Source organism: Acetohalobium arabaticum DSM 5501, assembly GCF_000144695.1.
GTDB lineage: Bacteria > Bacillota > Halanaerobiia > Halobacteroidales > Acetohalobiaceae > Acetohalobium > Acetohalobium arabaticum.
The window spans coordinates 930,919-956,164 of the sequence record NC_014378.1 but is presented as its reverse complement, the minus strand read 5'-3'; the positions used below and the strand labels follow the sequence as shown (position 1 = coordinate 956,164).

Sequence of the window (25,246 nt, the reverse complement as noted above, 5' to 3'; positions counted from 1 at the left end):
CTCCAGAGCGGGAATCTGGAGGATTTTTATTATGCATTTACAATTGATTAACAACCTCTAAACATTCAGCACAGATCTCAGGATGGTCTTCATTATCACCAACGCTGGTACGGTACTTCCAGCAGCGGTCACACTTCTCACCTGGTGCTGCTTCGACTACTACTTCAATATCTGTTTCCTCTCCAGTATAGGTAGTTACATCAGCATTCTCTTTTGCAGCTAACTCTACCTTGGATACAATAAAGAGGTCAGCTAAGTTATCAAACTGCTTTAGAAAATCATTAACCTCTTCAGATGCATAAATCTCTATTCCAGCATCCAAAGAATGGCCTACAATATCTTCATTTCTAGCTAATTCTAGGGCTTTAGAGACATCCTCTCGAATAGTCAGCAATCTATCCCACTTAGCTTCCAATTCTTCATTTATATAATCCTCTTTTACTTCCGGCCAATCCGTTAAGAAGACACTCTCTGCTTCTTTACCACTTTCTGGCAGATGCTGCCATGCTTCCTCAGCAGTATGGACTAAGACCGGTGATAATACTTTAATTAATGTCGTCAAAATCTCATACATAGCTGTCTGGGCTGCACGCCGCTTTGTTGAGTCAGTTACTGAAGTATATAATCTATCTTTCAAGACATCCATATAGAAGGAACTCATTTCTGTAGCACAAAAATTATGGACCTTATGGTATAATTTATGATAATCATACTCTTCGTAAGCTTCAGTAATTTCATCTACTAGCTTCTGTAGTTTATGAAGCGCCCATTTGTCGATTTCAAGCAGTTCATCATATTCAACAGTATTCTCTACAGGATCGAAGTTATCCATATTACCGAGAATATAGCGGAATGTATTTCTGATTCTGCGGTAGACTTCAGCATTCTGCTGCAGAATCTTATCAGAAACTCTGACATCCTCTTTGAAGTCAGAAGAAGCAACCCAGAGTCTTAAAATATCTGCACCGTACTGATCAATTACTTCATGCGGCGATACCACATTGCCCTGTGATTTGGACATTTTCTTACCGTTGGCATCAACAGTAAATCCGTTGGTAACTACACCTTTATAAGGCGCTTCGCCTTTATAGGCAATAGAAGTCAACAGTGAAGAATTAAACCAACCGCGGTACTGGTCTGTACCTTCCAGATAGATATCGGCCGGGCGCTCTAACTCTTCCCTAATTTCTAATACTGACGCGTGGCTAGAACCGGAATCAAACCAGACATCCATGATGTCAGATTCCTTTTCGAATTCTATTTCTCCGCATTCTGGACATTCAAACCCAGCAGGCAGAATCTCCTCAGCTGTCTTTTCAAACCAGGCATTTGAACCTTCCTCAGCAAATAACTCTTTTACTGCTTTAATTGTCTCATCAGTAGCAATATCTGCACCACAGTCTTGACAGTAAAAGATCGGAATTGGTACTCCCCAGGACTTTTGACGGGAAATACACCAATCAGAGCGATCTTCAATCATATTGGCCATTCTCTCTTCGCCCCACTCGGGATACCAGTCAACATCTTTGATGGTCTCTAAGGCATCATCTTTAATAGCATCTACTGAGGCAAACCACTGTTCAGTAGCGCGGAAGATAATCGGATTCTTACAACGCCAACAGTTAGGATAAGAATGATCGATAAAATCTAAGTTCATTAATAAATCATCATCTTCTAACATATCAGTAACCTTGATATTGGCATCATCGTAATACATGCCGGCAAAAGGTCCTGCTTCCTCAGTAAAGACACCATCATTATCCATCGGTGCAAAGACCGGTAGATCATACTCTACACCAATTACATAGTCCTCATGACCATGTCCCGGTGCTGTATGAACACAGCCGGTACCCTGTTCTAATGTAACATGATCACCAAAAATAATTGGAGATTCACGATCGAAGAAAGGATGAGTAGTTACTAATCCTTCTAAAGCATCCCCCTCAATTTCTTCTACAATCTCATACTCATCAATTCCTACAATCTCCATCATTTCATCTACTAATTCCTTAGCAACTACCAACAAATCCCCCTCAGCTTCAGCTACTACGTAATCAAAATCAGGATGGACTGTAATTGCCATATTGGATGGAATTGTCCACGGAGTAGTGGTCCAGATAACAACATAGCTATCTTCGGCAGTCAATTCTGTATCTCCAACAGTTATACCTTCTTGTACTGGAAACTTAACATAAATAGACGGCGCTCTAGCCTCCTCATACTCCACTTCTGCCTCCGCTAAGGCTGTATTACAGTGGGGACACCAATAAACCGGTTTCATTCCTTTAGAAAGATAACCGTTTTTGATTATCTCTCCAAAGACTTCAATCTGTTTAGCTTCATATTCCGGGTCAAGTGTAACATACGGATTATCCCATTCTCCCCAGGCACCTAACCGCTTAAACTGTTCTCGTTGACGGTCAATATATTTCAAGGCATAATTCTTACACTCTTCTCTCAATTCCGCTGTACTCAATTCTTCTATCTTATCCCCTAATTCCTTCGTTATCTGATGTTCAATAGGTAGTCCATGTGTATCCCAACCAGGAATATAGGGAGATTGGTACCCCTGCAGTGTTTTATATCTCGTTAAGATATCCTTCAATACCTGATTTAGAGCATGGCCGATATGAATATCTCCATTAGCATACGGCGGACCGTCATGGAGTATAAACTTTTCAGCTCCTTCACGATTCTTAAGTGCTTCATCATAAATTTCATTTTCTTCCCAATACTCTTGAAATTCCTCTTCTCGTTCAGATAGATTAGCACGCATTTGAAACTCAGTTTCCGGTAAATTCAATGTTTCCTTGTAATCCATTAACTTCTGCACCTCCATTAAATATAATATTTTAAATATAAAAAAAGCCTCACCCCAATCAGGGGCAAGGCATAGCTTGCGGTACCACCCTAGTTAGAGATACTGATCTTCAATATCCCTATCTCCAGACAAATAACGGCTGCTACCGGTCAACCCTACTGATTCTTCAGGCCGACTACTAAGAGATGATCTTCAATAGATCGTAGGTATCAGGCTTTCACCATCCCTGACTCGCTGTAACATTTATATCTATCTACTCTTCTCTATCATAGTAGTTAAATTCGTAATTGAATTTTAATTTAAAGACTTACTTTACTCAATACCTCATTATAGTACAATATTTAACCCTCGTCAAGCTAAACCAAAATATTTTCCTCATTTAAGATGTTCCAGCATCTCTTCAACAATTCTGTAAGAACGGTTGGCCGCTTTCTTCATAAAGGCAGAATAATCAACCTCAGCACTGCCGTCGGCCTTATCAGACATAGATCTAATAATTACAAAAGGAATATCATTTAAAAAACAGGCCTGTCCTACTGCTGCACCTTCCATCTCTGCACAATAACCATTAAAGACTTCTTTTAGCCACTCTACCTTCTCATCATCAGCGATAAATTCATCACCGGATAAGACTCTACCGGCTACCACTTCAATACCTGCTCCATCTTCTATCAACTTTTCGCCAGCATCTTTAGCTATAGCAATTAAATCCTGATCAGCTTCAAATCTAACCTTATTCATTTCAGCAATCTCACCTAACTCATAACCCATAGCTGTAGAATTAACATCATGTTGAATAGTATCCGTAGAAATCACAATATCCCCTACATCTAACTCTTCATCTACTGCTCCAGCTACCCCCGTAAAGATTACTTTATCAACACTGAAATCATCAACCAGAATCTGAGTACAGACTGCAGCATTGACCTTTCCAATTCCGCTTTTGACCAACACTACATCCTTTCCTTTTAATTCTCCTTGATAAAAGACCATCTGAGCCCGTTCTTTCTTCTCCTTTAGATCTAAATCCGACTTCAAAAGTTTAATCTCTACATCCATAGCACCTATAATGCCAATCATTTCTTCATCACACTCCAGAAAATTTTTAAGCAGTAACTGCAGATTTAACTTTAACCCCTTCTAAATTACCTAACTGACCGGACATTGCACTTAACTGATCTGTAGTTCCGTTAACAATCAATGAAATAACACTAACTTCTTTTTCACGATAAGGAATTCCCATTCTACCTACGATTATATTTCCAAACTCTCCCAGCACTTTATTAACCTGCTGGGCTATACCCTCTCTATCTTCAATTAAGATTCCAACAACTGCTATTCTATCCTCCATCCCCGGTACCTCCTACTCTGTCTTATCCTTTTCTATAGCTGCTACCTTATCCTGACTGAATTTTATGGTAGACAGTTCATCACTGATATCGCTGTTAAATTTATCCTTTAATTCCTCGATATTCTGTTTTTCTAAATTATCCAACTGTTCCAGTTCTAACTCTTCTAAACCGTCACTTTCATTTAACATAACTAAATAAGTTTTAAGTAGGCTTTTGAATTTAGCTTCAAATAATTCTTTACTCTCCACTAAATTTTTATACTTCCTTCTTTCCTCTTCTAACTGCTCATTAGTCTGATTTACCATCTTTTCAGTCTTCATCTCTGCTTTATCAATTATTAACTCAGCCTGTGTTTTAGCCCGTTCCTTGATATTAGCTGCCTTCTGTTTAGCATTTTCAATTATTGATTCTGCTCTCTGCTCAGCTGTCCGCTGCTGCTTATCAGCCGTTTCCTTGACAGTATCTATTGTTTTATTCAATGTCTCTTCTCTCTCTTTATACTCCTGTAGCCTTTCCTCTAAATCTGCTATTCTATCCCGTAATTCTTCATTCTCCAGATATATTTCTTCATAACATTCCGCTACCAAATCCAGAAATTCCTCTACCTCTTTAGTATTATAGGCCCAAACAGAAAAAGTCTTATTAAATTCCTTATTATAGATATCAAGTGGAGTCAATAACTCGTCCATTCTTTTCTCACCTCTCTTAACAGGTTAAGTATAGCGCTTTAAAATCAACTTAATTCTATCCTTCCGTGATCTTCCCAGATGCTGGTCTATCTCTACCCGGCCGCGGCCGCGAATAGAAATAATATCATCTAATTCTACTGTTTGAGCCGGATCATCTTCTATCTTCCAGTTTAACTTTACATTTCCGGCTTCAATCTCTCTAGCCATCTTAGTCCGCGATGTTGAAAAACCGGAACTGGCAACTGAATCCAACCGTAAAGAAGCTACAGTGCTTTTAATCTCTTTAACATGTTCCGGCTCTACTTCTAGCTTCTCAGCATCTATCTCTTCAACCTCAACAGGCACATTATGAACCCGCTTTAAGTTAAACAACAAATAATCTTTAATCTCTTCTGCTACAATCACTTGACACTTATCACTGCTAACTATTAAATCTCCTACTACTTCCCGTTTGATTCCGGTGCCTAGAATAGCTCCCAGAAAATCACGGTGGCTTACCGAAGCAAAATTAAAGTTACCGCTGATCTCAAAGATAGTCAACGGATTATCTACTATCTCTCTCATATAATAATCCGGCATCAGGCCAATTCTCTTTCGTTCAGCCCGTTCAAAACCACCGTAGAGAAGATACTTCAAGTCATAAATCTGATCCAAAATTGAAGTTAACAGCTCTCGCTGATAAGGATTTAAAAAGTTAGTAAATGTAGGTTCATGTTTTTGTAAAGCTTCTCTAGCCTTATCCAATACTTTAGCTGCCGTTAACTCTTCTTCTTCATCCTTGGCTTTAATATATCTTAAGAACTTTTCCCTATTAAACAAACTTTACCCCTCCAGATTACAGCCAAAATTAATATAATAATAGCCGCCTTAAGATTCTAAGCAGAGAATTATGAATAATATTGATAGCAATAAAAGCAATCAATGGAGAAAGATCAATACCTATATTTCCTGTAGGCAGCATTCTTCTGATTGGAGCCAGTACAGGTTCTGTAACTTCATAAATAAATTTCATAATCTTTCTTACATTAGAATTATGCATCGGAGGACTAACCCAGGAAGATATTACCCGGGCAATCAGAATCCAGGTATAAATAGTAAATGACAAATCAATTAATCTAATTAAAGCATACATTTATCTTCACTCCCCAAAATAATTTATAATTCCTGCGCCTTTTCAGCCGAGGCAGCTACAGCCTCAATTAAACCAGACCGAATTCCTGACTTCTCCAGTCTATATAATGCTTCGGCAGTAGTTCCTCCCGGCGAAGTAACCTGATCGCGTAATACGGCTAGGTGTTCATCACTTTCGGCAGCCAGCTTAGCCGTTCCAGCCAAAGTCTGAATAGCTAAATCCTTAGAATCACTGTGGGATAAACCTAATTTAACCCCTCCTGCTACTAGGGCTTCTAAAATCAAAGCCACATAAGCCGGACCGCTGCCGCTTAATCCTGTCACTGCCGGCATTAAAGCTTCCTTCACTTTGATTACTTTCCCTACAGGACTTAATAAATCCTCAAGCTCTCTTCCAAACTCTTCTGTAGCCTGTCTACCGAGAGAATAAGCCAAGACCCCCTCCTGTACTAAAGCTGGAGTATTGGGCATAATCCTAACTACCGGTACTTTAGCCGAAATCATCTCTTCTAATTGCTCCGTACTTACTCCAGCTGCAATAGATATTACCTTCTGTTCAGTAGTAAAGAGATCGGCAACTTCTTCAATTACATCACCAATCACCTGTGGCTTAACAGCTAAGAAAATATAATCACTCTCTGTAACAACTTTATGATTATCTGCCACTATTTCAATTCCATACTTATCTGTCATCACTTCTCTACGCTGATCAGAAATATCACTAGCAATCACTGCTTCCTTATCAACCTGATTTTCATTAATCAATCCATTAATTAATGCTTCTGCCATCGAGCCTGCACCTATAATTCCTATTTTATTCATAAAGACTTCACCTCATTACTTATTAAACAGTATTAATACTCCCGCGGTCCAAAGATAGCCGAACCAACTCTAACAATAGTTGCTCCTTCTTCAATAGCTACTTCAAAATCATTAGTAATTCCCATTGACAGCTCCTGCATTTCTATATTAGGAATCTCAGCCCTTTTAACTTCTTCAAATAGTTCTTTTAACTCTCTAAAGTAAGGCCTTACCTGCTCAGTATCATCTACATAAGGTACCATAGTCATCAAACCCTTAACCTGCAGATTCTCAAACTCTGCTACCTTTCTTAGATAATCGATAGTCTCTTCCGGTTCTAAGCCGAACTTATTCTCATCACCGGCAACATTAATCTGGACTAGAACATTCATCACTCTATCTGCCATTCCAGCCCTCTTATTTATCTTCTTGGCTAATCGCATGCTATCCATAGAATGGATCAGATTACACCGCTCCATTCTCATTATATACTTAACTTTATTCCTCTGTAAGTGACCTATCATATGCCAGTTAATCTTCTGGCTTATATTATCATACTTATCTCTCAGTTCCTGAACTCTACTCTCACCTAAATCAACTACATCTGCTTCTATTACTTCTTTGATCTCTTCAATACCTCTTGTTTTTGTCACAGCAACTAATTTTATTTCATCGCTATCTCTGCCAGCTCTTTTGGCAGCTGCTGCAATACGCTTCTGTACCTGTTTTAGATTGTCTTTTATCTCTGACATACCGCTACCTCCTCACTCTATTTATTTCGTGATTTAGACTTACTATCCTTCTTTTATTTTTTCATTGACTCTGATTTAAAATTATGATATATTTAAAGAAGTAACATAAAGTGAATACATATTATGGTGATGGAGCTCGCCGTTAACTATTGCATTCTTGCAATTGATGGCTCCTATTTGGGTTCTCTTAACCTAAATAGGAGCTTTTTATATTCTATAATAAAAGGGAGGGATAATCAAACAATGGCTTTAAGTCTTGCAGTTATTATCTTATTAGGATTGATCTTTAATAGAGCCTTTAAGAAGATGAAACTACCGGGGCTATTAGGCATGTTAATCCTCGGTATCTTAATCGGCCCTTACGGCTTTAATCTAATCAGTGAAGAAATCTTAACTATCTCGCCTGATCTGCGTAAGATTGCCTTAATTGTAATTCTTTTAAGGGCAGGTCTAGGTATAGAAAAAGAAACTCTAAAAAAAGTAGGAGTACCAGCAGTTAAATTGAGCTTTATCCCCAGTTTCTTAGAAGGCTTTACAGTATTATTTGTATCTATGCAGCTTTTTGGGCTATCATTTATAGAAGGAGGAATCTTGGGCTTTATTATAGCTGCTGTTTCTCCGGCAGTTGTAGTTCCGCAGATGTTAAATTTAATAGATAATAATCGAGGAGCAGATAAAGGAATTCCTACTTTAATTCTGACAGGAGCCTCGATAGATGATGTAATTGCTATTACTATCTTCTCCACCTTTCTAGGCTTCTATGGAGGTTCTCAGCTAAATATTGCTAAAAAGTTATTAAATGTCCCTATTTCAATTCTTATGGGAGTACTACTAGGAATTATTACTGGCTTCATTCTCCTTTATCTCTTTAAAAAATACCATATCCGGGATACCAAAAAAGCCCTATTAATCCTCAGTTCAGCCATAATTCTGACCGGATTAAAAGATCTTCTCAAAAATATAATTCCGATTGCAGCCCTGCTGGGAGTAATGGCTATCGGCTTTATTCTGCAGGAAAGATATAATCTAGTCGCCAAAAGATTGGCCTCTAAGTTCAATAAGATCTGGGTCTTTGCTGAAATAATGTTATTTGTTTTAGTGGGAGCTGAGGTGAATATCTATTTAGCAATTAATTCAGGGCTGATAGGTCTTGTAATTATCTTTATTGGACTAATTGCCCGGGGAACCGGAGTCCTAATCTCAGTTGCTGGAACTGAGCTAAACTGGAAGGAACGAATCTTTAGTGTAATTGCTTACTCGCCTAAAGCTACCGTCCAGGCCGCCATCGGTGCTGTACCTTTATCTGCAGGCGTAGAGTCAGGAGAGCTAATCCTGGCAATGGCAGTCTTGGCAATTATTATCACTGCACCGCTCGGTGCGGCAGGTATCAAACTAGCCGGTGAAAACTGGCTATCAAAACCAGAAAATAATCCAGAAGAAGCAAAATTATAAATACAAAGGGATATACTAACCAACCCAATATCACAAATAATATAGCTTCTTCCTCTTATTTAATTAAAAGAAGCCCCTACTTATTTAGGTAGGGACTCATTTTTAAGCTGATTCTATTGTTTAATTAGCCTAACATCTTTTCTAAATCCTCTTGGGAATCTCCTGTTAGCTGTAAGTTAAAGTTATCCTGCAAAACTCCTACAACATTTTCAGTTAAGAAGTCCGGCGGAGTAGCACCAAGATAGATATCCTGAATTCCTAAATTAAAGAGTCCTAATAAAATTGCACATGCTTTCTGTTCAAACCAGGATAGAACAATGCTTAATGGTAATTCATTAACTTCACAATCAAAGGCATCTGCTAGAGCCAAGGCAATCTTGACTGCCGAAATTGAGTTATTACACTGGCCTAAATCGATGAATCGAGGAATTTCAGTCCCGGGCACAGTACCATAATCTAGATCATTAAATCTAAACTTTCCACAGGCTGTAGTTAATATTACACAGTCCTCTGGAACAGATTTAGCTAACTCACGGTAGTATTCATTGCCTGAACCTGGAGAGTCACAGCCGGCAATAACAAAGAAGCGGCTGATCTTGCCCTCTTTAACTGCTTCTACAATATTCGGAGCTAATTCCAAAACATTCTGATGGTGGAAGCCGGTTGTTAATGTTTCATCTGATTCCATATTAGCCTCTGGTAAGTCTAAAGCCTTTTCAATTACAGGCGTGAAGTCATCATCTTCAATCTTAGTTACATCTTCTAGACCGGTTACATCATAAGAGAAGAATCGGTCAGCATAGCCGCCTCTAATCGGCATTACACAGTTAGTAGTTCCTAAAATTGCTCCGGGAAATTCCTCAAATAATTCCCGCTGATCAGTCCAGGAACCGCCGATATTTCCTTTTAGATGGTCATACTTATTTAATTCCGGATAGCCGTGGGCCGGTAACATCTCCGAATGAGTATAAATATTAATTCCCTTACCCTCACTCTGTTCTAATAATTCTTTAAGAGCATGAAGATTATGGCCGGTAACTAAAATTGCCTTTCCTTCAGCCTGATTCTGTGGTACCTCTACAGGTTCCGGAATGCCAAATTCATCTGTATGTGCCTCATCCAATAAATCCATAACTTTAACTGTTGCTTCTCCTACTTCCATCGCCATCTCGATATTTTCTTCCAAATTAAAATTAACATTGGTTAAAGTCGAGTACAGCCCCCGCTCGATAGTTTCATTAACTTCCGGATCAGTATAGCCTAATTCTCGGGCATGATTAGCATAAGCAGCTACTCCCTTTAAACCATAGATAACTGTATCTTGTAGGCTAGCAATATCTTCATTCTTACCACAGACTCCTACTTTCGTACATCCTCCAGATGGTGTCTGTTCACATTGATTACAGAACATATTCATCTCTGTCATATTAATCTCCTCCTTTAAGTGAGATGATAAAATCCTTTTAAACATTTAAAGACTCCTTTTGCTGCATTTCTTACTTATTTAATTCGTTATTCATATTATATCCATTATGTTAATTACTTTCTGTGATATGCATCACTTAAAGGAAACTTTTTTGGTTTTTAGGTTGTTGAATAATTAGTTTAATAAATTGCTTAATTAGCAATTAGAGTTAAAATAGATTCCATTTTCTATTCTACATTTATCAGTAAAATCATCAATAGAATCTGCATTTCTATAATTTATATCCTTTATATTTACAGACCTTATCTCTCCCACTATTTTTTGCTTTATATAGAGCTTCATCTGCCCGATTAAAAATTGATTCATAATCATCATTATTCTTCATTGTAGCAACTCCTAAACTTGCTGTTATTTTAACTGGTATTGATTCTATATTAAGTTTAGAAATTTTTTTTCGTATTCTTTCTGCATAATTTCTAGCATCATTTAAATCAGTTTGAGTTAAAATAACAATAAACTCTTCTCCGCCAATTCTAGCAGCTAAGTCTTCGTTTCTAGTTTCATTATTGAGAAGATCTCCAAGAGCTGATAAAACCTTATCCCCTGCATCATGACCATAAGTATCATTAATATTTTTAAATTTATCCAGATCAATCATTACCAGGGATAATGATTGGGAATATCTTTGAGCCTGAGAGAATATTTTCTGTAAATAATTCATAAAGTGTCTCCGATTAGCAAGCCCAGTTAGTTCATCAGTTTTAGATAGTTTTTCAATTTCATCCTTTGCTTGTTGAAGTTTTTTATTTTTTTTGGTCAATTTTCGAGTTTTATTTGCTAATTCATTATTTAAAAGAGATATTTTTTCTAAAGCTTCTTTATCTTCTACATTCTTTCTTTCTCCTATAAGACAATAATTATTATCTAATTTGAAAATATAACTGACAAAAATATAATTATCCTTTTCAAGTAATGAATTGCAAAATTTAAGATGAATTTCTTTATAAGAACCTTCTTTTAGTAAAAATGTGGACTCTAAATCTTCAGCATCAGTAATAAATACCTCATGAATTTTTTTATTATTTATTTCTTTTTTACTGATGTTTAGTGAACCACCTCCGAGACAAGCAACGGAGGCTTCTCTTACTTCACACATCCTAAAAAAGCAATGCGTTACTAGAGAGATTTGAAAGATGTTTGGTATCTAAGCCACCCTTAATCTTTTTGGAGGGTTCACGACTCCATTATCCCTAGCTCGGTTAATAAGTTCGGGAATACATTTATCTAGAAATTTACGCATTATATTCAGACTACCATTTACATCAGCATTTATAGTTAATCCAAAATTAGATTGAAAAAGCCCTCTTTCAACTCTGCGAGACTTATTGTAATTATCTTTATTTAACTTCTCTAAATCAATTGCCGAGCATCCACTAGTATAGGCTTCATTAATGATATTAACCTCTATACCTTCTAGTTTAGCCTTATATTCTATTAAATCTTTTAATCGTTGAATTGGCACTTGCACGAAAGATTTATTATAATCCATACCTTGCTTGATTTCTTTTAAATCACCGATTACTATTTTAGACACATTATGCTTTTTAGCCAAATTAACTATTTTTCTACTTGCTTTATGAAGGTAATCAAATACATAATTTCTACGTTTAGTACGAAGTTTCTTAATTTGTTTGGTATCTTTAAATTTTTTGCTACCAGTTTGCTTCATTCTAATAGATTGCAATCTATTTATTTCCTGGTTAAAATACTTATTCTTACTTTTGAGCGGTTTACCATTAATAATGTAGTTTTCAGTATTATCTTTAAAGGTTAAAGTAGCTAAATTATCTAATCCTAAATCTATTGACATTATATTATCACCTGGAGAATTTTCTTTCGGCTGTTGTTTATATATTATTAATAGATACCATTGGTTAGTTAGGTTATCTTGTTTTATCCTAACTTGTTGGAGGGAGTTTTCCACGGAATGTCCTTTGGACATGGAGAGATTATCCTCGTCTATAAGGCTTTCAATTACTGTAGGTAATCGAAATTTAAGACTGTCCACCTGATATCGGTTTTTAATCTCTTTGGATAAGGATAATAACAAGTTGCCCTCCCTAATTCTAGTAGCTAAATTAGTGAATATCACTTCACTTGGATTATTGTCTAAATACTTAAATTTAGGTGGTCTTGGTTGACCTTGATACTTGCTAGGATTGTTATTGTAATCTTCAATGCTATTAAAGTAACTTTTCCAATCTTGAACTAATTGTTTAAAAAGTTGTTGCCTATTGTGACTATGTAGATAGTCGGTATGCCAATTATCCTTAAAGTTATTTTCTAACCTAGTATAGACTGGTTTAATATCTTTGTTATTTTTGATTGCATAATTAGTAATATTATACAGCTTAGAACAGTGCCAACTTAACTCTTTAACTATTTCTAGTTGCTTATGACTAAAATCGGGCTTAAATTTAAAAGATAATTTCATTTTCTCACCCCCTCTCGCACCTTGTTATCTAGGTATATTATAACATAAATGCTAATGATTTAATTGAAGAAGGTATGGAAATGGTACTTAACAAATATAATGATGAAAACCAAGACTAAACAAATATTTAATTTTAAAGTATCGAACTTTAAAATTAAAGGCTCATTCAGCCCCTACGACAAGCATAGGGGTTTTCTGAGCTGAATTTTATAAAAGTATTAAATTTCATATAAAGATAATTTTATTATTCAAACTTTTAATTTGATTTCTAAACTACTTCAAATTCAAGATTACCTTCCAATAAATTAATAAAAGCATCTACTACTCTAGGAGAAAATTGACTCCTTTTATTATCTCTAATTTCTTGGATTGCTTCATCTTTAGATAAGACTTCTCTATAGGCTCTGTCTGATGTCATTGCATCCCAACTATCAGATACTGCTAATATCTGTGATATTAAAGGAATTTCACTGTCTTTAAGTCCATCTGGATACCCCTCACCATCCCAACGCTCATGATGATGCAATACATATTTAGCAATATGACTCAAAGATTCTGACTTACTTAATGACTTATAACCCCAATACGGATGTTTTTTTATTAATTCATATTCACTATCACTTAAGGTTCCCTTCTTATTTAAAATATTAAGAGGAATAAGCAGTTTACCAATATCATGAACCATACCAGCCCAGTAAGCATCTGTTATCTTTCGTTGTGATAAACCCATCTCTTCAGCTATTTTTGAAGCTATTTGGGCTACATTCTCCGAATGTCCGCTAGTATATCTATCATATATTTCTAACATCTGAATAATAGAAGTAATCAAATCTTTAGTAAACTGCCCCTGTAATTTATTATAACGTTGAAAAGAAAAGAAAACTGAAGCTAAAGTAGCAAGTGAGCTCAAAATTTCTTTTGTATTGTTACTAAATTCTTGATTACTATCTTCAGCTATATCAAGAATAATCTTACCTACAACTTCATCATTTACAGTTATATTGATGTATATAGATTGACTTACAGGTTTTAAAGCACTTATGAAATTCTGTTTAATACCATCAGGGATTTTATCGATATTAAGTGAGTATTCATCTAAAATATAGATACTTTGACCACTATCACAGAAGAATATCTCTTCACGCATTTTGCTTTTCTTTAATATATCAATATCATGTCCAATTGCATCAATAAAGTTACAATAACCATCTTCATCAACTATATATATTTTACCATAATCCGCTTCAGGAATAATATTTACTGCTCTATGTAATAAATCAGCTAAAAAACCCTTTTCATCACTTTTAGAACCTTCATTCAAATTAGAAATGACATTTATCATGTTAATAAATCGGTTATTAAGTTCATTTAATTCTTGATTTATAGTTGCTACTTCTTCACTATAAGCAGTCAATTGTTCATTTAACGCCTGAAGTTCTTCTTTCTGGTCTTTAAGTTCTTCTTTTTGATTCCGTAACTTTCTTTCATCTTTTTTATGTTTAGTAATATCCACATGAACGCCAACTGCTCGATGTGGATTTCCCTCTTTATCTATTTCAAAACTTTTAATTCTTCCTGATATCCATTTATAGCTACAATCTTTACACTTCATCCGAAATTCTTCTTCAAAAGGTTGAGCATTTTCTATGTATTCTTCAATTTTGAGAATGATTTTCTTTCTATCATTTGGGTGTATTAAATTAATCCAGGTTTCTGTTTTCATAGGTAATTCTCCTGGTTTATAACCGAGCATTGTATAATATCTAGGACTGAAATATACCTCACCTGTATCCAAATCCCAATCCCAAAAACCATGTTCACTAGCATCCATGACAAGTTCTAATCTTTCTTTTATTTTCTGTTCTTTTTCAATCTGTTGGTCTAGCTGTTCTTTCTGATAGAGTATTTTCAAGTGAGACTCAACAAGTTCCTGAAATTGCTTTATTAATTCTTCGGCATCTTTACTGAATTCATTTTCCTCTGTATCATGTACACATATAGTACCAAAAATATCACCATCAGGCCATTTTAGAGGAAATCCCAGATAGGAGATCATTCCTTTTTCTACCTCAATAGAATCTTTCCAGTTATCATTTTCTAAAGCGTTGGAAACTAAAAGTTTTTTCCTGTTTTTGACTACCACTTCACAATAATGTCCTGTCAGTTTTACCTTATCCCTTCTATTGAAAGGATTTTCTTTATTCTGACTAGCTTGAAAAACTTCAATATAAGGTGGAGTCACTCGAGTGATTAAAGCATCTGTTACTCCAATTTTTTTGACCATAATATCAACTATGTTTTGCCATTTTTCAATAGTATTTTCGGGTACTTTTCTTTTTTTAGTTTTAATTTCTAATTTTTCATTTTCCCATATCAAATAATTCATAGACTCCCCTTTCAATAAATTAACTATATTTAAATAAAGTTATTGGTTAAACCCTAAACTGCTGCTATCTACTAAATGTAAGCTAAATTATCCTCAATGGCATTATCATATCTTAGTAATTGGATACTTATATAAAAATCCCTTTTTTTACCTATAATATAACAAAATACTATAAATTTAGTTTTATTGTTAACAATTATTTATATCTGATGACTGCTTTTGTTGTCTTTTATCTTGATACATATTATTATCTGCTTGCTTAAATATTTGCTGAATGTCATCTTCAGTATTAGTTTTAACTGCATAACCAAAAGCACTACTTAACTGAATTCCTTCACATGTAGTCTGATTTACCTTCTCTTTAATTCTAGAAATTATTTCTTTAGTTTTTGAAGATGGAGTCTTAGGAAATAATAAAGCAAATTCATCACCACCCCAACGACAAATAATATCATCCTGACGACAATATTCTCTTAATAATTTAGCAAAAGCAATTAATAACTTATCTCCCATTTTATGTCCATAATTATCATTAACTTTTTTTAACCCATTTAAATCAGTTACAACAATACTTAAAGGAAGATTACGTTTCACATTTAATCTTTCTAATTCTTTATTAAAAAACATGCGATTATACAACCCAGTTAACTGGTCATGAAAGGATAAATATTTTATTTTTTCTTTATTTCGTAATTTATTAATGGCAAAACCGATATTTCTAGCTAAATCTTGTAATAAATCAATTTCTGGTTTTATAAAAGTATTCTTGGATTTAGAATAAATATTTAAAGCACCATAAACTTGATCATCATGAATAATAGGTAGAGCAATACTAGTTACATAATTTTTTCTAGACGCCTCTTCTTGACAGGAAGCAAAGTTAACATTATTTTTTTCAATAATGTGTTTTCTTTCTTTAATAGCCCTTCCAGTTGGCCCCATGCTTGATTCCTTATCATCCCAAGTAATAGTGATATTATCTAAGTATCCTTTAGTCATTCCTGCTTGGGCCATAGGAATTACTTTCTTATCCTCTTCTATTGCTTTTCCAATCCAAGCCATTGCATAATCTCTTTTTTCTAATAAAACATCTAAGGATTTATCAAAGAAAGTTTCAATATCTTCTTCAGTAGCAATTAAACCCTTGACTTTAGTAATTACAAGTAAGGTATTATTTAATTGTTTCATCTTTTTGTTTTTTTTATTTATATTACGAAATAAAGCATTATAAGGATCTAAGAGATTAATTTGAATAACTGATTTATAGATATAATAAAAAGAAATTAATTTTACAATATGTCCTAATATATTAAATAGTCCCTGAACATCACTATACATGGTAAAAAGTAATTCGGATAGAATAGTAAAACCTATTGAATACATCATATATTTATAAAATTGAGAATGAAATTTATCTCTTTTTTTAATAAGAAGCATAATATTTAAAATTAAAATAGCTATAATTACATATTCACTATATATTTTAAAAATAGTAAGGCCACTATCTGGTTGATAACAATTAGGGAACCATTCTGCCCAGAACACCCCTGATAATAAAACTAAAGAAAAGATAAAATAGCTAAAATATAATTTCTTAGTACTAATGTCAGTATTGATAAATTTAAAAGCTATTAATAATGATATTGCCTCTAGATAACGAGCTATAATCCACAATTGAGTTGGTAAATTCGCTGTTCTAATGAAAAAAACTCCCATTCCTTTATAGGAAAGGGTATGGAATAGATCAAAAAAAGCAATAAATCCATAGGAGACGCCTATAAATAATAAATAACTATTACTAGAAAGATGACTGGTGTTAACAGCAATTATAAAAATACCACAAGCAATAATAACACTATATAATTCAACAATATTGTGAAAAAGCAGGTAATTTTTAAAACTAATAAATGATAGTACTAAACAGGTTATAACCAAAATAATTAAGCTATTACTTTTATATTGATGATTTTCTCCCAATAATCTTCCTCCTTAGTTATCAAAAAAATTTATTAATTATGCTTAAATATATTTTGAAACATTGAGTGAACCTCTCCACCTAAATCACAGATTTAGGTGGAGAGGTTCACAGTCGGTATTCTTATTGTAAAAGTTGTTCCTGTTCCTTTTTCACTCTTCACCTCAATACTGCCATTATATTTTTCAATAATCTTTGCTGTTATTGATAATCCCAAGCCATTTCCTTTCTGATCAAATTTATCTTGAATCAAATCTGCTTTAGTAGTGAAGAAAGGTTTAAATATTTGATTTTTAGTTTCCTCATCCATGCCTATTCCTGTATCACTAACCTCTACTTCAATTTCGTCATTATCTACTTCTTGGACAGATATTTTTAATTGTCCTCCATTATAAGGTCCCATAGCATCGCGAGCATTTATTATTAGATTTAAGAAAATTTGTTTCAATTCATCTGAATTCATCTTTACTTTTGGCACAGAAGAGTATTTTCTAATTACTTCTATATTTTCTACCTCTAATTTTCTTTGCTGGATGCTTAATATTTCATCTATTATCTCTTTAATATCATGAGCTGAAATACTCTCGCTTTTAGGTTTAGATATATTCATAAGATCATAGGCAATTTTTTTAGCCTGTTGTCCATTTGACTTTATCTGCTTAAGTCTATCAATTGCATCTGCTGTTAAACTAATTTTATCCTGTTTATTCTTCAATAATAATATATCAATTTGCCCCATCATACCAGCAAGTTGATTATTAAATTCATGACATATTCCTGAAGCAAGTTTACCTAATTCAGCTAATTTTTCAGAACGCACTAACTGTTCCTGTAATTTTTTTCGGTCAGTAATATCTATTCCAGCCCCCAATACTTCTTTAATATTTCCTACTTCATCTCTTAATATAGTGTTCCGCCAGGCAATTGTTCTTTTTTCTTCTTCTTTGGTAATAATATTATTTTCAATACATTCAACTGACTCTAAATTTTCAGCAACCAATTTCTTTCCAATTTCTCTACTTCTTTTCTTATCTTCTATGGCAACAAAATTATCGCACCAATCCTTACCGATAATCTCTTCTTCTTGATATCCTAAAACTTCACATCCATACTGATTAATTGACGTCACTTTTCCTTCGGTATTAACAATTACAAATAATACTTTAGCTACATTAAGTAATTTATTCTGTTTTTGTTCTAACTTCTTTTTAGTCTTATTTAATTCATAAAATAATGATTGATAAGGTTTTTGTAAACTAGTTTTAGTTATAGCTTTATAAATAAAGTAAAAAGAAATTAATTTAAGAAGATGGCCTACTATAATTGAAAAATCATAAGGGTTTGTATAAAAAGTTAAAGATATTGTAGATCCAATTGTTGTTCCTAGTCCTCCTAACATAAACCAATAGATTTTTGAATTTAATTTCTGTTTGTTAGTAACTAATAATATAATTCCTATCAATAATATTCCAGAAACTATATATTCACTAATTATTTTAAATGAAGTTAATCCTATTCTTTCTATAAAACAAGCAGGAAATGTATGCAAATAAAAAATATTCAATAACAATATAGCTGTAACTAAAATGTAAATATAAATTACTTTATTACTCTTTTTAAAATCTTTATACCAAAACAACACAAAACCTAATAAAGAAAAAGATTCAATATACCTAGCAATAATCCATAATTGAGCTGATAAATCAATACCACCTTTTGCTAAGATATCCATTCCTGGATAAGCAAGAGTATGAAGCAGATCAAAAAAACCTACAAATCCATAAGTTAATCCTAAAAAAATGAAATTACTATTCTCAGTAATTTCAGAAGCATTTACAGCAATAACAAAGATATTAAAGGCAATAATAATACTGAATAATTCTATACTAACATGAAAAAGTAAAAAATTCTTAAAACTTATATAAATAGCTCCTATTACTAAACAGAATAATATTATGGCCTCTTTGATTAATGTTTTTTTATATCTAATTTTCTTCTCCCCCTATATTTTATTAAAAATATTATAAAGTGAAATATTTTTGGTTATTATTTATTTTTAACAAAATTAATAATAATTCCTGCAAAATAAACCAGAAAGCTCCTACTTAAAATTTTAAGTAGGAGCTTTCTTTCTATAAAACTGAAGCAGCCAATTCTGCCAGTTCTGACCGTTCTCCACTGCGTAAAGTAATATGTCCAGCAATCTTTTGGTCCTTAAATCTTTCTGCTAAATAAGTCAAACCATTACTATTGCTATCCAGATAAGGATTATCTATCTGATAAGGATCACCGGTTAAGATGATTTTGGTTCCTTCGCCTACTCTCGTAATTATTGTCTTAATCTCATGCGGCGTTAGATTCTGGGCCTCATCAACTATGATAAACTGCTGCGGAATACTCCGGCCTCGAATATAGGTCAGAGCCTCCATCTCAATTAGATTCATATCCTGCAGGTTCTGAATCATATCAGCAGCATCGCCGTCCCTGCTGCCGACTAAAAGCTCCATATTATCATAGATCGGCTGCATCCAGGGCCGCAGTTTTTCTTTTTTATCTCCAGGTAGGTAACCTAAATCATTACCCATCGGCACAATCGGCCGCGTAACTAACAGCCGATTAAAGTCTTTTAACTCTACTACTTTTTCTAATCCTACTGCCAAAGCAAGCAGCGTCTTACCGGTTCCGGCCTTACCTACTAGGGTAATTAACTTAATTTCATCATTCAATAACATATCAAAAGCACACTGCTGTTCTTTATTCCGAGGAGTTATACCCCAAGTATCTGTTCCCTGGAAGATCAACGGACGCAGCAGATTCCTTTCATCATCATATCTACAGAGAGCAGACTGAGAACCTCCTACATTATCCTCCAGTAAGATGAATTGATTAGGATAGAAGTCCTGTTCAAGCTCCAGCTCTTCTTCCGAATAGAACTGATCTATTAACTCAGGATCTACTTTTACAGTAGATAATCCAGAATACAGCTCCTCAATATTAATTTTATTGGTTTCATAATCTTCAGCCTTAATCCCTAAAGCATCGGACTTAACCCGCATATTTATATCTTTAGTTACCAGAATAATTGGTTTGTTTACTTCACTGTCTTCATCCAAGCCCATAGCAGTAGACAGAATTCTATTATCAGCCTTTTCTTCACTTAAACTCAAAGGAAGCTGATCAAGCATCTGATGATTCAGTTCAATCTTTAAAGTACCGCCTTGTCGGAGCTCAACTCCTTTATACAGCTCTCCTTTTTCCCGCAAATCATCCAAATAACGGGACACCTGCCTAGCACTTCTTCCAATAGAATTCTGGCGCTTCTTCTGTGCATCTATCTCTTCAATCACTACAATAGGAATGATTATATCATTATCATCAAAAGCGAAGAGAGCACCCGGATCATGAAGTAAAACATTAGTATCTAACACATAAGTCTTTTTCATTTAACCATCCTCCTATTCTGGATCTTTAAAAATCTTGACTCCTACATCTATCCCTTTAATTACTGCTTGATTTTGATTCTTACCTACAATCTTAACCTCTTTAAAGGATGCTTGCTCATTTTTAACTACCATTACTCCAGTCTTTCCTTCTTTACTTACTAAAGCAGTAATAGGGACTACAATACCATTATATGATGACTTTATTAAATTCACCTCTGTTTTTCTTAATTTCATAAAGAGAGAAATAAACCTCTTTACATCCAGAACCAACATATCTTTATTCTGGCTGTTAATAATTCTATCCACCCGGGCTGTATATCTATCTTCTGTTTTCTGAGGCAGTTCAAACTCTACTTCCATACCAGGCTTAAATAATTGGCTCTTATCTTTAGAAATCGGCGTTACTAAATAAAGTAAGAAATTATCAACAATTTTAAAAATCGGTCGACCGTTATTTACATTGGTTCCATTATGTATTCGGTGGATCTTATATCCTAGCTTCTGAAACTGTTTATAGGTTAGCTCATCTATATTTTCCGGCTGTAAAGTAGACTCCAACCCATCGGTGTGGTAACTTACAAGGCCGCTGTTATAGCTATATAGATTATATTTGCTTCGATTATTCTTAATCTGGGCTACTAAAGTGCTGGCCTGTACCTTAGTTCTTGCTTCCACTTTTAAATTCAGCCTTCCTGATATAGGAGCTATCGTTACCGATTCTCTCCTTACAAATAATCCCTCAGTCTTAAATTCATCTCTAATCTTACCATACTTTGATAGTACTGTCTTATCTGTAGTATGAAAAAATAGATTTAATACCACAGACAGCGCTATAATAAAAGCAATAATAGCCATTAAAATTTTAGTTACACCAAATTTATTCTTTTGGGAGTCAGCCTTACTTCTAATTCTCTTTCTTGTCACCAATATCATTCCTTATATATTAGCTATTATAATATTTCTTTATCAAGAAAATGAATCCTTTATTTTAAACAATAAACCTCCCTATTAATTTCAGGGAGGCTTACTAGATTAATAATATTAAACTATAGCTCTTCTCGTTCTCCAGTTACCATATAGATAATCCGTTCACAGATATTAGTAGCATGGTCAGCAATTCTTTCTAAATATCTACCTACAAACATTAAACGAGTAGCCTGACTGATAGTTGATGCATCCTCCATCATATAAGTTAATAATTCACGCAAAATCTGCTCATTAATTCGATCCACTTCATCATCCATTTCAGCTACTTCATAGGCCTTCTCTGAATCAAGATTAACAAATGCATCTAAAGATTCCCGAACCATATCCTGAGTAATTCTCGTCATATGAGGAATATCAACCAATGGTTTGATTAAACTCTCCCCAGCTATTTCAGTAGTAATGCGAGCAATATTATAAGCCAAATCACCCATTCTCTCTAAATCAGTAATGATCTTTGAAATCATACCGATAGTTCTCAAATCTTTGGCCACTGGCTGCTGAAGAGCAATTAACTTAATACATCTCTTTTCGATCTCAACTTCAGCCTCATCAATCAGATCATCATTCTCCATTACTTCTTCGGCTAACTCTACATCCTTTTCTGCTAAAGAAGTTACTGATTTATGGATTGCTTCCTCTACCATACTTCCCATCTTTAAAAGTTTCTGGTTTAATTCTTCTAACTCCTGATTGAAATTAGATCTCACCATATTTTACCCCCTCTTTAGTATAAATATTAATTAACCAAATCGTCCAGTAATATAATCCTCAGTCCGCTGGTCTTCTGGTCTTTCGAATATCTTCTCTGTTGGTCCAGTCTCCACTACCTCTCCTGTCAAGAAGAAGGCTGTATGATCTGAGATTCTGGCTGCCTGCTGCATACTGTGAGTTACAATCACTACTGTATAGTTCTTCTTTAACTCCTCAACCAATTCTTCAATCTTGGCTGTCGCTACTGGGTCTAAAGCTGAAGTAGGCTCATCCATTAGGAGTATATCAGGATTGACTGCTAATGCCCGGGCGATACATAACCGCTGCTGCTGTCCGCCTGAGATACCAATGGCTGACTTATCCAGTCTATCATTAACTTCATCCCATAGAGCAGCCCGCTTTAAACTTTCCTCTACTATCTCATCCAATTCAGCCTTATCTTTAATACCATGGGCTTTAGGTCCATAAGCTACATTATTATAGATTGATTTTGGAAAGGGATTGGGCTCCTGAAAGACCATTCCTACTCTCTTGCGGAGACTAACTACATCCAGGTCCTCTTGATATATATCTTTTCCGTCAATTAAGACAGTTCCTTCTACTTTGGTACCTTCAATTAAATCATTCATCCGGTTTAGAGTCCTTAAAAAGGTCGACTTTCCACAGCCGGACGGTCCAATTAAAGCAGTTACCTGATTAGGCGGAACTCTTAATGTAACATCCTCTAAAGCCTGAAAGTCATCATAATAAAAATCTAGATCTTCAACTACAATCTTTTCTGAATTATTATTTACTTCCTCAACCATTTATTCTTTCCTCCTCTACATTAAAGGCTATTCTTTCTTTTTACGCAGCCAGAATCGTAACAAAATAGCAATTAAATTCATAGCTAAAACTAATGTAATTAATACCAAAGCAGTACCATAGGCTAAAGGCCTTACCTGGGCTATATCATGGTGTTGGGTAGCCATAATATAGAGATGATACGGTAGAGCCATAAACTGGCTTGAAAGCGACTTCGGTAGAAATGGTAAAAAGAAGGCTGCACCAGTAAATAGAATAGGTGCTGTTTCGCCGGCTGCTCTGGCTAAACCTAAGATCGTTCCCGTCAAGATTCCAGGAATCGCATGGGGCAATACATTGGTTCTAATGCTATACCATTTAGAAGCCCCTAGTGCCAAAGCTCCTTGACGGTAAGCATCAGGTACTGCTTTAAGTGCTTCTTCACTGGCAGTAATTGTTACGGGCAGTGTCATTAATCCTAAAGTCAATCCCGCAGATAAGACTGAAGTTCCTAAACCTAAGATATTTACAAAAAAAGCTAAACCAAAGAGGCCATAAACTATAGACGGTACTCCGGCTAGATTCCTAATAGACATTCTAATCAATCTAGTTATCTTTCCCTGATTAGCATATTCATTTAAGTAAATAGCAGCAAAAATACCTAACGGAATAGCTACAGCAGCAGTAATTAAAGTTACCAAAAAGGTACCTACAATAGCCGGCCAGATACCGCCTGCTGTCATACCCTGTTTAGGGGCCTCAGTAATAAATCCCCAATTTATAACACCAATACCCTTACTTATAATATCATATAATATAGTACCTAAAATCAATAAAATCACCAGTGCAGATAGCCTCAAAATCCCAAATCCTATCTTCTGCTTCAATTCATTTGTTTTCATTACTGACCCTCCCCGTATTTATGGAGGACTATATCAGATACTAGATTAACAATGAAAGTCATTACAAATAAGACTAATCCAATAGCAAATAACGAATAATAATGGGTAGTGTTGTAAGGCACTTCTCCTAATTCCACAGCAATAGTAGCAGTCATGGTCCGAACAGAATCGAATATACTCCCTGGTAGAGCAGGAGCATTACCGGTAGCCATTAAAACTGCCATTGTCTCACCGATAGCCCGTCCCATTCCCAGCATAACTGCTGCTGTTATTCCGGATAATGCCGCCGGAAGAACAACCTTAATCAATGTATGCCATCTGTTGGCACCTAAAGCCAGTGAAGCCTCTTTATACTCTTCCGGTACTGCCGAAATTGCATCCTCTGAAATACTGATAATCGTCGGTAAAGCCATAATCCCCAGTAAAATAGAACCATTAATAGCATTTAGACCATTACTTAGATTAAATAGATCAGCAATCATTGGACCTACTAATACAATCCCCAAAAATCCAATTACTACTGATGGAATCCCGGCTAAAATTTCAATTACTGGCTTTAAAGCTTCTCTAACTCTGGAATCAGCCACCTCAGCCAAATAGGCAGCACAGGCTATTCCTAAAGGAACAGAAAAAATCAATGATCCGATAGTTACCAACAGAGTACTTACTATTAAACTAAGTATTCCATAACCTGGATTAGAAGATGTTGGATTCCAGCGAGTCGAAGTTAGAAATTCTTTAAAACCGACTTCTTCAAACATAGGAAGTCCTTCACTTACTAACAGATAAAAGATACCAATCAGAATAATAATAGCTAAAATACCATTACCAAAAAAAAATAATTCAATCCCCTTTTCCTTCAGTCTGGATAAACTTCCCTTTTTCTTCAATTAAACCACTCCTCCTTACAAACTCACCAGCAAATAACTGAAGATATTTCATCAGGCTTCAGATCAACTTTGTTTTACATAAATTTGATATATTGTTGCAGTTTAAAGTTGATATCTTGCAAACGCTCCGAAAATCAGCCCTAATCAACTAGCAATAAACTAATCTTAGAGATACAATTAAAAAAAGAACCTACTTTATATGTTAATTATTTTCTCTTATGGGGCTGCTTTAAAGTCGCTTGTTGCAAGAT

21 protein-coding genes, 1 riboswitch and 1 other annotated feature are annotated in these 25,246 nt (G+C 34.7%); of the genes, 1 reads left to right on the top strand and 20 read right to left on the bottom strand.

Annotated elements, in window-relative coordinates; genetic code table 11:
- Nucleotides 1-37: 37 nt before the first annotated feature.
- The 8 genes from ileS to acear_RS04650 all read right to left on the bottom strand — a co-directional run bounded on the left by ileS (nt 38) and on the right by acear_RS04650 (nt 7,546).
- Nucleotides 38-2,821, bottom strand: coding sequence for an isoleucine--tRNA ligase (gene ileS / locus acear_RS04685; protein WP_013277863.1), 2,784 nt, complete (start codon nt 2,819-2,821; stop codon nt 38-40).
- Nucleotides 2,822-2,878: 57 nt separating this feature from the next.
- Nucleotides 2,879-3,100 (bottom strand) — a binding site (T-box leader).
- 96 nt (nt 3,101-3,196) lie between these two features.
- Nucleotides 3,197-3,901, bottom strand: a complete 705-nt coding sequence (locus tag acear_RS04680) for a 5'-methylthioadenosine/adenosylhomocysteine nucleosidase (protein ID WP_013277862.1) — start codon at nt 3,899-3,901, stop codon at nt 3,197-3,199.
- Nucleotides 3,902-3,926: 25 nt separating this feature from the next.
- Complete coding sequence (locus acear_RS04675; protein WP_013277861.1) at nt 3,927-4,172, bottom strand: TM1266 family iron-only hydrogenase system putative regulator; 246 nt, start codon at nt 4,170-4,172, stop codon at nt 3,927-3,929.
- A gap of 12 nt (nt 4,173-4,184) precedes the next feature.
- On the bottom strand, nt 4,185-4,862 hold the full coding sequence (locus acear_RS04670) for a DivIVA domain-containing protein (protein WP_013277860.1): 678 nt from the start codon (nt 4,860-4,862) through the stop codon (nt 4,185-4,187).
- Between the two features lie 24 nt (nt 4,863-4,886).
- Nucleotides 4,887-5,681 carry a YlmH family RNA-binding protein gene (locus tag acear_RS04665; RefSeq protein WP_013277859.1) on the bottom strand — a complete coding sequence of 265 codons (795 nt, stop codon included), beginning with the start codon at nt 5,679-5,681 and terminating at the stop codon, nt 4,887-4,889.
- A 28-nt stretch (nt 5,682-5,709) separates the two neighbouring features.
- Nucleotides 5,710-5,994: a YggT family protein gene (locus acear_RS04660; protein ID WP_013277858.1), complete on the bottom strand. Its 285-nt coding sequence runs from the start codon at nt 5,992-5,994 to the stop codon at nt 5,710-5,712.
- A gap of 23 nt (nt 5,995-6,017) precedes the next feature.
- On the bottom strand, nt 6,018-6,815 hold the full coding sequence (proC, locus tag acear_RS04655) for a pyrroline-5-carboxylate reductase (protein WP_013277857.1): 798 nt from the start codon (nt 6,813-6,815) through the stop codon (nt 6,018-6,020).
- A 32-nt stretch (nt 6,816-6,847) separates the two neighbouring features.
- Nucleotides 6,848-7,546, bottom strand: a complete 699-nt coding sequence (locus acear_RS04650; protein WP_013277856.1) for a YggS family pyridoxal phosphate-dependent enzyme — start codon at nt 7,544-7,546, stop codon at nt 6,848-6,850.
- Between the two features lie 116 nt (nt 7,547-7,662).
- A riboswitch (Fluoride riboswitch) is annotated at nt 7,663-7,729 on the top strand.
- A gap of 60 nt (nt 7,730-7,789) precedes the next feature.
- On the opposite strand from acear_RS04650, the gene acear_RS04645 reads away from it, so the two are divergent.
- A complete protein-coding gene (locus tag acear_RS04645) occupies nt 7,790-8,998 on the top strand; it encodes a cation:proton antiporter (protein WP_013277855.1) in 1,209 nt (402 codons plus the stop codon).
- A 124-nt stretch (nt 8,999-9,122) separates the two neighbouring features.
- Here the strand turns inward: acear_RS04645 and hcp are convergent, their stop codons facing one another.
- The 12 genes from hcp to pstC form a co-directional block, all read right to left on the bottom strand.
- The gene (hcp, locus tag acear_RS04640) at nt 9,123-10,409 is read right to left on the bottom strand and encodes a hydroxylamine reductase (protein WP_041667539.1); all 1,287 of its coding nucleotides are present in this window, start codon (nt 10,407-10,409) and stop codon (nt 9,123-9,125) included.
- 286 nt (nt 10,410-10,695) lie between these two features.
- On the bottom strand, nt 10,696-11,580 hold the full coding sequence (locus acear_RS12910; protein ID WP_013277853.1) for a GGDEF domain-containing protein: 885 nt from the start codon (nt 11,578-11,580) through the stop codon (nt 10,696-10,698).
- A gap of 48 nt (nt 11,581-11,628) precedes the next feature.
- The gene (locus tag acear_RS04630; RefSeq protein ID WP_013277852.1) at nt 11,629-12,918 is read right to left on the bottom strand and encodes an RNA-guided endonuclease InsQ/TnpB family protein; all 1,290 of its coding nucleotides are present in this window, start codon (nt 12,916-12,918) and stop codon (nt 11,629-11,631) included.
- Nucleotides 12,919-13,186: 268 nt separating this feature from the next.
- Nucleotides 13,187-15,304 carry an HD domain-containing phosphohydrolase gene (locus acear_RS12325; protein ID WP_013277851.1) on the bottom strand — a complete coding sequence of 706 codons (2,118 nt, stop codon included), beginning with the start codon at nt 15,302-15,304 and terminating at the stop codon, nt 13,187-13,189.
- 189 nt (nt 15,305-15,493) lie between these two features.
- Nucleotides 15,494-17,281: an MASE3 domain-containing protein gene (locus tag acear_RS04620; protein WP_013277850.1), complete on the bottom strand. Its 1,788-nt coding sequence runs from the start codon at nt 17,279-17,281 to the stop codon at nt 15,494-15,496.
- A 92-nt stretch (nt 17,282-17,373) separates the two neighbouring features.
- Nucleotides 17,374-19,200 (bottom strand): MASE3 domain-containing protein, encoded by a 1,827-nt coding sequence (locus acear_RS04615; RefSeq protein ID WP_280956782.1) that lies wholly within the window; start codon nt 19,198-19,200, stop codon nt 17,374-17,376.
- Between the two features lie 211 nt (nt 19,201-19,411).
- A complete protein-coding gene (locus tag acear_RS04610) occupies nt 19,412-20,722 on the bottom strand; it encodes a PhoH family protein (protein ID WP_013277848.1) in 1,311 nt (436 codons plus the stop codon).
- A 12-nt stretch (nt 20,723-20,734) separates the two neighbouring features.
- On the bottom strand, nt 20,735-21,646 hold the full coding sequence (locus acear_RS04605; protein ID WP_013277847.1) for a biotin/lipoyl attachment domain-containing protein: 912 nt from the start codon (nt 21,644-21,646) through the stop codon (nt 20,735-20,737).
- A 122-nt stretch (nt 21,647-21,768) separates the two neighbouring features.
- On the bottom strand, nt 21,769-22,419 hold the full coding sequence (gene phoU / locus acear_RS04600; protein ID WP_013277846.1) for a phosphate signaling complex protein PhoU: 651 nt from the start codon (nt 22,417-22,419) through the stop codon (nt 21,769-21,771).
- 30 nt (nt 22,420-22,449) lie between these two features.
- Nucleotides 22,450-23,226 (bottom strand): phosphate ABC transporter ATP-binding protein PstB, encoded by a 777-nt coding sequence (gene pstB, locus acear_RS04595; RefSeq protein WP_013277845.1) that lies wholly within the window; start codon nt 23,224-23,226, stop codon nt 22,450-22,452.
- Nucleotides 23,227-23,253: 27 nt separating this feature from the next.
- On the bottom strand, nt 23,254-24,105 hold the full coding sequence (pstA, locus tag acear_RS04590; RefSeq protein ID WP_013277844.1) for a phosphate ABC transporter permease PstA: 852 nt from the start codon (nt 24,103-24,105) through the stop codon (nt 23,254-23,256).
- Nucleotides 24,105-24,995, bottom strand: coding sequence for a phosphate ABC transporter permease subunit PstC (gene pstC, locus acear_RS04585; RefSeq protein ID WP_013277843.1), 891 nt, complete (start codon nt 24,993-24,995; stop codon nt 24,105-24,107). The genes pstA and pstC overlap by 1 nt, the downstream gene beginning before the upstream one ends.
- Between the last annotated feature and the right edge of the window lie 251 nt (nt 24,996-25,246).

Excerpts from the sequence above, each read along its gene's own strand:
- phoU (WP_013277846.1), bottom strand. The coding sequence starts at position 22,419 with ATGGTGAGATCTAATTTCAATCAGGAGTTAGAAGAATTAAACCAGAAA.
- acear_RS12325 (WP_013277851.1), bottom strand. The coding sequence starts at position 15,304 with ATGAATTATTTGATATGGGAAAATGAAAAATTAGAAATTAAAACTAAA.
- ileS (WP_013277863.1), bottom strand. The coding sequence starts at position 2,821 with ATGGATTACAAGGAAACATTGAATTTACCGGAAACTGAGTTTCAAATG.
- acear_RS04660 (WP_013277858.1), bottom strand. The coding sequence starts at position 5,994 with ATGTATGCTTTAATTAGATTAATTGATTTGTCATTTACTATTTATACC.
- acear_RS04630 (WP_013277852.1), bottom strand. The coding sequence starts at position 12,918 with ATGAAATTATCTTTTAAATTTAAGCCCGATTTTAGTCATAAGCAACTA.
- acear_RS12910 (WP_013277853.1), bottom strand. The coding sequence starts at position 11,580 with ATGTGTGAAGTAAGAGAAGCCTCCGTTGCTTGTCTCGGAGGTGGTTCA.
- proC (WP_013277857.1), bottom strand. The coding sequence starts at position 6,815 with ATGAATAAAATAGGAATTATAGGTGCAGGCTCGATGGCAGAAGCATTA.
- pstA (WP_013277844.1), bottom strand. The coding sequence starts at position 24,105 with ATGAAAACAAATGAATTGAAGCAGAAGATAGGATTTGGGATTTTGAGG.
- acear_RS04645 (WP_013277855.1), top strand. The coding sequence starts at position 7,790 with ATGGCTTTAAGTCTTGCAGTTATTATCTTATTAGGATTGATCTTTAAT.
- pstB (WP_013277845.1), bottom strand. The coding sequence starts at position 23,226 with ATGGTTGAGGAAGTAAATAATAATTCAGAAAAGATTGTAGTTGAAGAT.
- hcp (WP_041667539.1), bottom strand. The coding sequence starts at position 10,409 with ATGTTCTGTAATCAATGTGAACAGACACCATCTGGAGGATGTACGAAA.
- acear_RS04650 (WP_013277856.1), bottom strand. The coding sequence starts at position 7,546 with ATGTCAGAGATAAAAGACAATCTAAAACAGGTACAGAAGCGTATTGCA.
- acear_RS04675 (WP_013277861.1), bottom strand. The coding sequence starts at position 4,172 with ATGGAGGATAGAATAGCAGTTGTTGGAATCTTAATTGAAGATAGAGAG.
- acear_RS04610 (WP_013277848.1), bottom strand. The coding sequence starts at position 20,722 with ATGAAAAAGACTTATGTGTTAGATACTAATGTTTTACTTCATGATCCG.
- acear_RS04680 (WP_013277862.1), bottom strand. The coding sequence starts at position 3,901 with ATGATTGGCATTATAGGTGCTATGGATGTAGAGATTAAACTTTTGAAG.
- acear_RS04670 (WP_013277860.1), bottom strand. The coding sequence starts at position 4,862 with ATGGACGAGTTATTGACTCCACTTGATATCTATAATAAGGAATTTAAT.